Origin of the sequence: Vibrio sp. 10N.261.51.A3 (genome assembly GCF_041471965.1) — a bacterium.
Lineage (GTDB): Bacteria > Pseudomonadota > Gammaproteobacteria > Enterobacterales > Vibrionaceae > Vibrio > Vibrio crassostreae_C.
In genome coordinates this window covers 1-8,972 of record NZ_JBFRPK010000096.1, presented here as the reverse complement: position 1 = coordinate 8,972, position 8,972 = coordinate 1, and the positions used below count along the sequence as shown (strand labels likewise).

8 protein-coding genes are annotated in these 8,972 nt (G+C 44.0%); 5 read left to right on the top strand and 3 right to left on the bottom strand.

Annotation, left to right across the window (positions count from 1 at the left end):
* Positions 1 to 80: 80 nt before the first annotated feature.
* Together AB4371_RS20200 and AB4371_RS20195 are read right to left on the bottom strand one after the other, a co-directional pair.
* Positions 81 to 710, bottom strand: a complete 630-nt coding sequence (locus tag AB4371_RS20200; protein WP_017061180.1) for a DsbA family protein — start codon at positions 708 to 710, stop codon at positions 81 to 83.
* Positions 711 to 808: 98 nt separating this feature from the next.
* Positions 809 to 1,147 carry a Grx4 family monothiol glutaredoxin gene (locus tag AB4371_RS20195; RefSeq protein WP_004741702.1) on the bottom strand — a complete coding sequence of 113 codons (339 nt, stop codon included), beginning with the start codon at positions 1,145 to 1,147 and terminating at the stop codon, positions 809 to 811.
* 269 nt (positions 1,148 to 1,416) lie between these two features.
* On the opposite strand from AB4371_RS20195, the gene sodB reads away from it, so the two are divergent.
* The 3 genes from sodB to AB4371_RS20180 all read left to right on the top strand — a co-directional run bounded on the left by sodB (position 1,417) and on the right by AB4371_RS20180 (position 3,714).
* The gene (gene sodB / locus AB4371_RS20190) at positions 1,417 to 2,001 is read left to right on the top strand and encodes a superoxide dismutase [Fe] (protein ID WP_004734050.1); all 585 of its coding nucleotides are present in this window, start codon (positions 1,417 to 1,419) and stop codon (positions 1,999 to 2,001) included.
* 247 nt (positions 2,002 to 2,248) lie between these two features.
* Entirely contained in the window at positions 2,249 to 2,752 is a 504-nt protein-coding gene (locus AB4371_RS20185; protein ID WP_276605511.1) for a VC2046/SO_2500 family protein, read from the top strand.
* Positions 2,753 to 3,030: 278 nt separating this feature from the next.
* Entirely contained in the window at positions 3,031 to 3,714 is a 684-nt protein-coding gene (locus AB4371_RS20180) for an SDR family oxidoreductase (protein ID WP_017061182.1), read from the top strand.
* A gap of 186 nt (positions 3,715 to 3,900) precedes the next feature.
* Here the strand turns inward: AB4371_RS20180 and adhE are convergent, their stop codons facing one another.
* Positions 3,901 to 6,606 carry a bifunctional acetaldehyde-CoA/alcohol dehydrogenase gene (gene adhE / locus AB4371_RS20175; protein WP_017061183.1) on the bottom strand — a complete coding sequence of 902 codons (2,706 nt, stop codon included), beginning with the start codon at positions 6,604 to 6,606 and terminating at the stop codon, positions 3,901 to 3,903.
* Positions 6,607 to 7,244: 638 nt separating this feature from the next.
* Between adhE and AB4371_RS20170 the strand changes: the two genes are divergently transcribed.
* Both AB4371_RS20170 and AB4371_RS20165 read left to right on the top strand, forming a co-directional pair.
* Entirely contained in the window at positions 7,245 to 7,883 is a 639-nt protein-coding gene (locus AB4371_RS20170; RefSeq protein ID WP_017061184.1) for a YchE family NAAT transporter, read from the top strand.
* 149 nt (positions 7,884 to 8,032) lie between these two features.
* Positions 8,033 to 8,875, top strand: a complete 843-nt coding sequence (locus tag AB4371_RS20165; RefSeq protein ID WP_017068256.1) for an ion transporter — start codon at positions 8,033 to 8,035, stop codon at positions 8,873 to 8,875.
* Positions 8,876 to 8,972 lie beyond the last annotated feature (97 nt).

Genomic DNA, 8,972 nt, shown 5'->3' with positions numbered 1-8,972 from the left:
TGCTCGGCGCACAACAAAAAAGGCTTACTCTGATGAGTAAGCCTTAGAAATCATTGCGAATACAGATGACTCTCGCTGAATTACGCAGCGGGAGCATTACTCACTAAAATTTCGCGAATAGACTTAAGCGTCGCTTCCGTTGAATGATAATCCAATTCAACTTCACTAAAGATGCCGTTCACTTCAAGCATTAAGGTCGGGTAAGAAAATACACCCATCGCTTCTTTAAAGCCTAGCTGGTCATCTAACTCACTTTCCAATAACTTGCTAGAAAGGTCATTTTCAAACTGTTGAACATTCATACCTAGCTCTTCAGCCAACTGCAAATGTGTGTCTTGGCTATGTGGCAACATCGCACGAAGGTAGTAAGCATGTTGAATCGCTTCAAGCATCGCTTCGTAGTGGTCTTGAAAACCTGCAGCAATCACGGCACGGCACGCAGGGTAAGTACTGCGAACAGGTTGGCACTCTGTCCAAAAATCATGGTTAAACTCAGTACCCAACTTAGCTTCGATCTGCTTCCAAATCGCTTGCAGCTTGCCTTTCATCTCTTCTGACATTGGCTCATCAGAATCCGGGGCCAAACCACCCACTACATAGTTAAACTCAATGCTCGCAGGCAATTGTTGTTTCAATAACTCAAGTGTTGGCTTGTAACCCCAACACCAGCTGCACATTGGATCATGCACATAATGAAGTTTTACGTTCATTGTTCATTCCTTATCGAGTCAATGATTCGATCAATTCAAACAAAAAAGGAGCCTGATTAAGGCCCCTCATTTTAACTATTCAGCGCAAAGGCTAGAACTTATTCAGCGTCATCGCCAGCAACTTTAGCCGCTGCTTCTTTGATGATTGGCTGAAGTTCGCCTTTTTGGAACATCTCAAGAATGATGTCACAACCACCGATTAGCTCACCTTCAACCCAAAGTTGTGGGAAAGTTGGCCACTGTGCGTAAGCAGGAAGCTCTGCACGGATATCAGGGTTTTGTAGGATATCTACGTAAGCAAATTTTTCGCCACATGCCATTAGAGCTTGAGACGCTTGAGAAGAGAAACCACAGCTAGGTAGCTTAGGAGAACCTTTCATGTACAGTAGAATAGTGTTTTCTTCAATTTGCTGTTTGATTTTATCGATAGTTTCCATTGCTTCCTCGTTAATGGATTACGGCTTTTATTGCCTTTATTCTACCCCAAACTAAAAGAATAAAAACCATATAAAAAAAGCGGTTAACAAGCTAAGCTAACAATTCACACAAAAGTAATGAAATAAGCTTTTAATAAAGTAAAAACTTGCTAAACTATATCGCAAGTCAGCAAATTGACCATGGTTGGCAGTATAGCGAGCCATGAATAATAATATCACTGGAAGCAATCGAAAGAGTTAACTCTTTCATATCAATGGAGAATTGAGCAATGGCATTTGAACTACCGGCTCTTCCTTACGCGAAAGACGCGCTAGAACCACACATCTCAGCAGAAACGCTAGATTTCCACCACGGTAAGCACCACAACACTTACGTTGTTAAGCTAAACGGCCTTATCCCAGGTACTGAGTTTGAAGGCAAAACACTAGAAGAGATCGTTAAGACTTCTACTGGTGGTGTTTTCAATAACGCTGCTCAAATCTGGAACCACACGTTCTACTGGCACTGTCTTGCTCCTAAAGCGGGCGGCGAACCAACTGGCGCTGTTGCAGAAGCTATCAACGCTGCATTCGGTTCTTTCGAAGAATTCAAAGCGAAATTCACTGATTCAGCAATCAACAACTTCGGTTCTTCTTGGACTTGGTTAGTTAAGAAAGCTGACGGTTCTCTAGACATCGTTAACACTTCTAACGCTGCTACTCCTCTAACAGAAGAAGGTGTTACTCCACTTCTAACTGTTGACCTATGGGAACACGCTTACTACATCGATTTCCGCAATGTTCGCCCTGACTACATGGCTGCATTCTGGAACCTAGTAAACTGGTCTTTCGTAGAAGAGAACCTAGCTAAGTAATTATTGCTTACGCTGCGCTATTTATAGCGAGTTATCTATTGAAAGCTCATGCCTCGGCGTGAGCTTTTTTGTATCTGTCGTGTTCCACAAAATCTAAACATTTCGTAATAAACCCGCCAATAGCGCTTATTTCTCGAACTATTGATAGCCTTCTTCCCAACCCTACATAAATTCTCTATTTGCCTGTAATTAAACACTAAAGTTTGCCGACTCCATGCCGTTAAAGGTGTATCCAATGAGAGGCGACATGCAAATACATACTTTAGACAAACCAGGAATCATCAACGAACTGAAGTTCGGCATCGGGATCAGCCAAGCGGTTGAGCAAGGTCGCCGTGCAGATTTCGCGTTGCTGTTATCTATGTTTTCTAATGATGTCCGTGATTGCACGCCAATTGACACCATTGAAATCACAGAGACAAATGAAGATCGCCTGCGCAAACAATTTGGCGTAGCAGAACCTCAACAACTGCGTTCAAACCAGTCTTCATATGAGATTTCAGCTCAGCAATCTAATCATTTTCATCAAGCTAGCCTTGCCAGCGCCAAACTCAGCCATTACTTGAAACCTGAAGCGCTTGCCTTCATGCCTGAAGATACAGCCGACTTACCCGAAGAGGTTTACCAAAACCTTTCTGGTCATGACCGACGCAAACTCGCAAACAAGCATTTACCTGATTTGCCACATGCCACGCTCTACAATGAGCTAACCACCGCGCAACGTCAGTATCAAATTCAAGCTCAAGTATAGCGGTCGCCTACCTTTCCCTTTTTCGCTGTCTATCCATAGCTCTTCTTCGACTAACTCGCACACTTCAAAGTATTCACACGAATGATATGAACCATTAGCCTTAGGCAACCTAAAAACACCTGATGTCGGTTACCGCTTGAAGTTACTACAAAATGTGACGTGCCACTAAGTTCATAAAAACTTATTAATTGGCACACCTTAGTTTGAACCAATTCACACCCGTTGTATAAATTTTAACCCATCCTTATCCGACATGGACGATTTGTTTAGGTACTGGGATGGAAATAAAAAGCTCAATCATATTGGTGACATCTGCCGGCTCGCGACTGGGGGGGGCGATTGCGAACCACTTTGTTAACCTTGGAGCCACCGTCATCCTTTGTGATAAAGACACGGAAGCACTTAAAGCGACGTATCTACAGTGTGCCCGGTTTTCTGACTCTGTTTACCACTACACGCTCAAAGGCAATGACAGCCAAGCGATTCTCAGCGTATATGATTTTATTCAAACCACCTTCAACACGACACCCGATGTGCTGGTCAATAACTGGATAAGCTCCCCAATGCCTAGCCTAATTGGCGATCAGCCTGTGAGCAGCTTTATTAATGATCTCTCATCGATGGCATCGACCCTGTTCGCATTTGGGCAAATCAGTGCTGAGAGATTGCGAGAGGAAGATAAGGAAGGCGTGATTGTGAATGTGATATCTCATGATGACTTTCACGATGTGTCTGGCTTAGAGAGCGCAAACTCAATGATCACTGGCTTTACCCATAGTTGGGCGAAAGAGCTGACTCCCTTTGGCATTCGAGTCGGTGGCGTTGTTCCCGCCGTTCATAACTCCGATGGCAAGCTCAACCGATGTCACTGGGCACAGCTGCAAGACGAGCTGACCAGAACAACCGAATACATTGTCTCGAATGACTACTTCAGTGGGCGAGTTGTCGCGGCAGAGGTTTAACTCCCTATTCCAATTGAACATGACTGGCTCAGCTCATATTAAGTAGCAGAGCTATTGCCTCTCAATCCGTTTTACAAACGAACCAAACATAAAAAAAGCCCCAGTCTCTCGACTGGGGCTTTCATCTTTTCCCGATAGATAAGTATCGTGCTAGCGAAAACTTATCTCAAAACTAATGCTTACTTATTATGCGTTAGCTTTTTCTTTTTTAGCTTTTGGCGCTTTCGCTTCAGCTGGCTTTTGGTCTGCTTTCTTAAGGATAACTGTAGTACCTTCGAAAGTTTCGCCTTCAACGTATGGTTGGCCGAAGTAAGAAGTTGTTAGAACTTCTTTTAGCTCAGTGATTAGAGGGTAACGTGGGTTAGCACCTGTACACTGGTCATCGAACGCTTCAACAGCTAGCTCGTCTAGTTTAGCGATGAAGTCAGACTCGTTAACACCCGCAGCTTGGATAGATAGTGGGATGTCTAGGTCAACTTTAAGCTCTTCTAACCAAGTCAGTAGACGTTCAATCTTCTGAGCTGTACGGTCACCAGCTTGGCTTAGGCCTAGGTGGTCAGCAACTTCAGCGTAACGACGACGTGCTTGTGGACGGTCGTACTGAGAGAATGCAGTCTGCTTAGTTGGGTTATCGTTCGCGTTGTAACGTACAACGTTTGAGATAAGTAGTGCGTTAGCAAGACCGTGTGGTAGGTGGAACTCAGCACCAATTTTGTGAGCCATTGAGTGACACACACCTAGGAATGCGTTCGCAAATGCTACACCAGCGATAGTTGCTGCGTTGTGTACTTTCTCACGAGCTATTGGGTCAGCCGCACCATTTTTGTAGCTTGATGGTAGGTATTCTTTAAGCATCTTAAGAGCTTGAAGAGCTTGACCGTCTGAGTACTCGTTCGCTAGAACAGATACGTAAGCTTCAAGAGCGTGAGTTACTGCATCGTAACCACCGAACGCTGTTAGAGACTTAGGCATGTTCATTACTAGGTTCGCATCAACGATAGCCATGTTTGGCGTGATTTCGTAATCAGCTAGTGGGTATTTAGCACCAGTCTTGTCGTCAGTAACAACAGCGAATGGAGTAACCTCTGAACCTGTACCTGAAGTTGTAGTGATACATACAAGCTCAGCTTTTTGACCCATTTTAGGGAACTTGTAGATACGTTTACGGATGTCCATAAAGCGCATTGCTAGTTCTTCGAAGTGAGTTTCTGGGTGCTCGTACATAACCCACATGATCTTAGCAGCATCCATTGGAGAACCGCCACCTAGAGCAAGGATTACGTCAGGTTGGAAGCTCTTCATTGCTTCAGCGCCTTTCTCAACAACAGATAGCGTTGGATCCGCTTCTACGTCGAAGAAAGTTTGAACTTCGATGCCTTGTGCTTTAAGCAAGCTAACTACGTCATCTGCGTAACCGTTGTTGAATAGGAAACGGTCAGTTACTAGGAATGCGCGTTTCTTACCTTCTAGGTCGCTCATTGCGATTGGAAGGCTACCACGACGGAAGTAGATAGACTTAGGTAGTTTGTGCCACAACATGTTTTCAGCTCGCTTCGCTACAGTTTTCTTGTTGATAAGGTGCTTAGGACCTACGTTCTCAGAGATAGAGTTACCACCCCATGAACCACAACCTAGAGTTAGAGAAGGTGCAACGTTGAAGTTGTACAGGTCACCGATACCACCGTGAGTAGTCGGGATGTTGATTAGGATACGAGCAGTCTTCATCTTGTCACCGAAGTAACGGATGCGGTCTGCGTTAGTATCTTGGTTAGTGTAAAGACCAGATGTGTGACCGATACCACCGATTTCAACCATAGTTACCGCTTGAGCAACTGCGTCTTCGAAGTCATCTGCGCGGAATAGACCTAGAGTTGGAGATAGTTTCTCGTGAGCGAATTCGTCATCGTAAGAAACTTTACCAAGACCTTCACCTACAAGTACTTTTGTATCAGCAGGAACTTTAACACCAGCCATTTCAGCGATTGCTGGAGCAGGTTGACCTACGATTTTAGCGTTTAGGTTGCCGTCGATAAGCAGAACTTTACGTACTTTATCAGCGTCAGCTTTAGATAGAACGTGAGCTTTGTGAGAAGCGAAACGCTCTTTAACTTCGTCATATACTTCGCTAACTACGATTGCAGCTTGCTCAGAAGCACATACTACACCGTTATCGAAAGTCTTAGACATAAGGATAGATGCTACAGCACGTTTGATGTCAGCTGTTTCATCGATAACGACAGGAACGTTACCAGCACCAACACCGATAGCAGGCTTACCAGAAGAGTATGCTGCTTTAACCATGCCTGGACCACCAGTAGCAAGGATAAGTGCGATACCGTCGTGCTTCATAAGCGCGTTAGAAAGCTCTACAGATGGTTGGTCGATCCAACCGATGATGTCTCTTGGAGCACCAGCTGCAACAGCTGCGTCTAGAACTAGTTTCGCTGCGTCGTTAGTTGAGTTCTTTGCACGTGGGTGTGGCGAGAAGATGATGCCGTTACGTGTCTTAAGAGAAATTAGAGATTTGAAGATTGCTGTAGAAGTTGGGTTCGTTGTTGGAACGATACCACAGATGATACCTACAGGCTCAGCGATAGTCATTGTGCCTAGGTTGTCATCTTCTTCTAAGATGCCACATGTTTTTTCGTCTTTGTATTTGTTGTAGATAAATTCAGATGCAAAGTGGTTTTTGATAACCTTATCTTCAACAATACCCATTCCAGATTCAGCAACTGCTTGTTGAGCAAGTGGAATACGAGCGTGGTTAGCAGCAAGAGAAGCTGCGCGGAAGATTGCGTCTACTTTCTCTTGAGAGAATGTTGCAAACTCTTCTTGTGCTGCTTTAACGCGAGCTACTAGAGCATCAAGTTCCGCTAAGTTAGTTACAGGCATGGTGGATCTCCTAAAATAATAAATATTAAAAACTTTTTATTAAATTCGCTGCTTGCCGTTAACCTTAAACACCAGCGTTCTTAGTAAATTGCTTTCAGGGCTGAGTATATTATTTCACTGTGTGAAAAAAATTGACCCAGATCAGTTACCCAAAAAGAATTAACCAGAAAGTAGTAAGGCAATCGCAAAAATGAACTTAAGAGCATGATTTATATAGATTAAACTCACACTTTTCGTTCGCACAAAAAACAAGCAAACAGACAACTTTTTTCTACATAGCGTAATAAACTGTAAAAAAGTTTCATTTTTAGTCCGTTAAATTACATGTATACAGCTATATTCGTGCTACTGAGAGTATATCCATAGCGTTGTACGGGCTAGATTCTGACATAAATTTTATTAATTTCGTGCGCCGGTTAACAGTTACTCAACAATAAATCACAAAATAAAACACTACCAACTAGCTTGCAACAGGCTTAAAACAAAAGTGAGATTCAATTAGTTTTTCTAAAAAGAATCACCCATTTCAAGTTAGTTTTTTTCATTCGCGTAAATTGAGTTTGTCCCTTACATTACGCGCCTAAACTATTCACAGATCAACCCTTCAACCTTAAGTACGCTAACTGGAGATCGCTCTCATGCAAGGCTTAGAACTCGCAATTTTTATGCAATTCTTCCTTGGGCTTGTTGCTGCCGTAAACCCAATCGGCATCATGCCTGTTTTTGTTTCTCTTACTGCTCATATGCCGCCAGAAGAGAGGAACAGGACAGCCTTACAAGCAAATATTGCTGTTGCCGTGATCTTGATTATGTCACTTGTTGCAGGGCAAATGCTTCTTGATATGTTTAGCATCTCGTTGGATTCATTCCGCGTTGCTGGTGGTTTACTATTACTGAGCATCGCATTTTCGATGATGAGCGGTAAGCTCGGTGAAGATAAGCAGAACAAACAAGAAAAATCTGAATACATCAGCAAAGAGCAAATCGGTGTTGTTCCACTGGCTATGCCGCTAATGGCAGGCCCAGGTGCTATCAGCTCGACCATTGTTTACGGGTCTCGCTACCCTGCTGCTATTGATACGGTCGGCATCGGCATTAGTATCATCGCATTCGCAACATGCTCTTGGCTTTTGTTCCGTTCAGCGCCGGTTATCGTTCGCTTTTTAGGTCAAACGGGTATCAACGTGATCACTCGTATCATGGGCCTGATTCTTGGCGCATTGGGCATCGAGTTCATCGCCAATGGTCTACGCAATCTGTTCCCAGGTTTGGCATAACGTTTAACGGCATTTCGGTTGCTCTATAAAGGGCAACAATATTGAAATATAGATAAGACGAGTAAAGCAATTGGGCTTTCACTCGCCTCGTTATTATTAAGCTTGTATAATGACTATTAATGCATTTAACAGAATACGAACCTCTCCTTATGTCACGCAAGCCACTCAAGCATCATTTGTACGTCATTATCTTTGGTACTCACACGCCAGCCGGACGTGCATTTGATATAACTCTGATCGTTGCAATCTTGGCTTCGCTGTTGGTTCTGATCTTAGAATCCATCCCTAATGTGATGACCGAATGGTCACAACAGCTGCGTTATATCGAATACACCTTCACTGCACTCTTCACTCTTGAGTATTTGTTAAGGCTCTATTGCTCCCCAAAGCCAAAATCTTACGCCACCAGCTTTTATGGTGTCGTTGACCTATTGGCGATTCTTCCGACCTACCTAGCAATCATCTTCCCAGGCGCTTCATTTATGGGTGTGGTGAGACTGCTGCGTGTGATGCGTATCTTCCGAATCCTAAAGCTGGTTCGCTACCTGCAAGATTCCAATATTCTGTTGCGCTCACTATTAATGGCACGACGAAAGATACTGATCTTCTTTAGCACCGTCGGCATCTTGGTGGTTATCTTTGGCGCCTTGATCTTTGTTATTGAAGGTCCTGAGAATGGCTTCACCAGTATTCCTCACAGTATCTATTGGGCCATCGTGACTATCACTACGGTAGGTTATGGTGACATGGTGCCGCAGACCGCGCTTGGTAAAGCCATAGCATCACTGACCATGCTATTGGGTTACTCTATCTTAGCAGTGCCAACCGGGATCATTACTGCAGAACTCAGTAATGAGATGAACTCGCACAAAGAATTGGTTAAGTGCCCGAACTGTAACCGAGCGGGTCATGATTCAGACGCCATGTATTGCAAGCACTGTGCTAGCGAATTAGCGGATCCAGACAAGCGTGTCGTCACCGACGAGAAATAAAAGCAGACACGAGATTCGAGTAGCGAGATGCGAAGAGATTTAAGGGCAGTTTCGAGGGCCGAATAACGAGGTAGCAATAATCGAGTAGGAGGAGGCC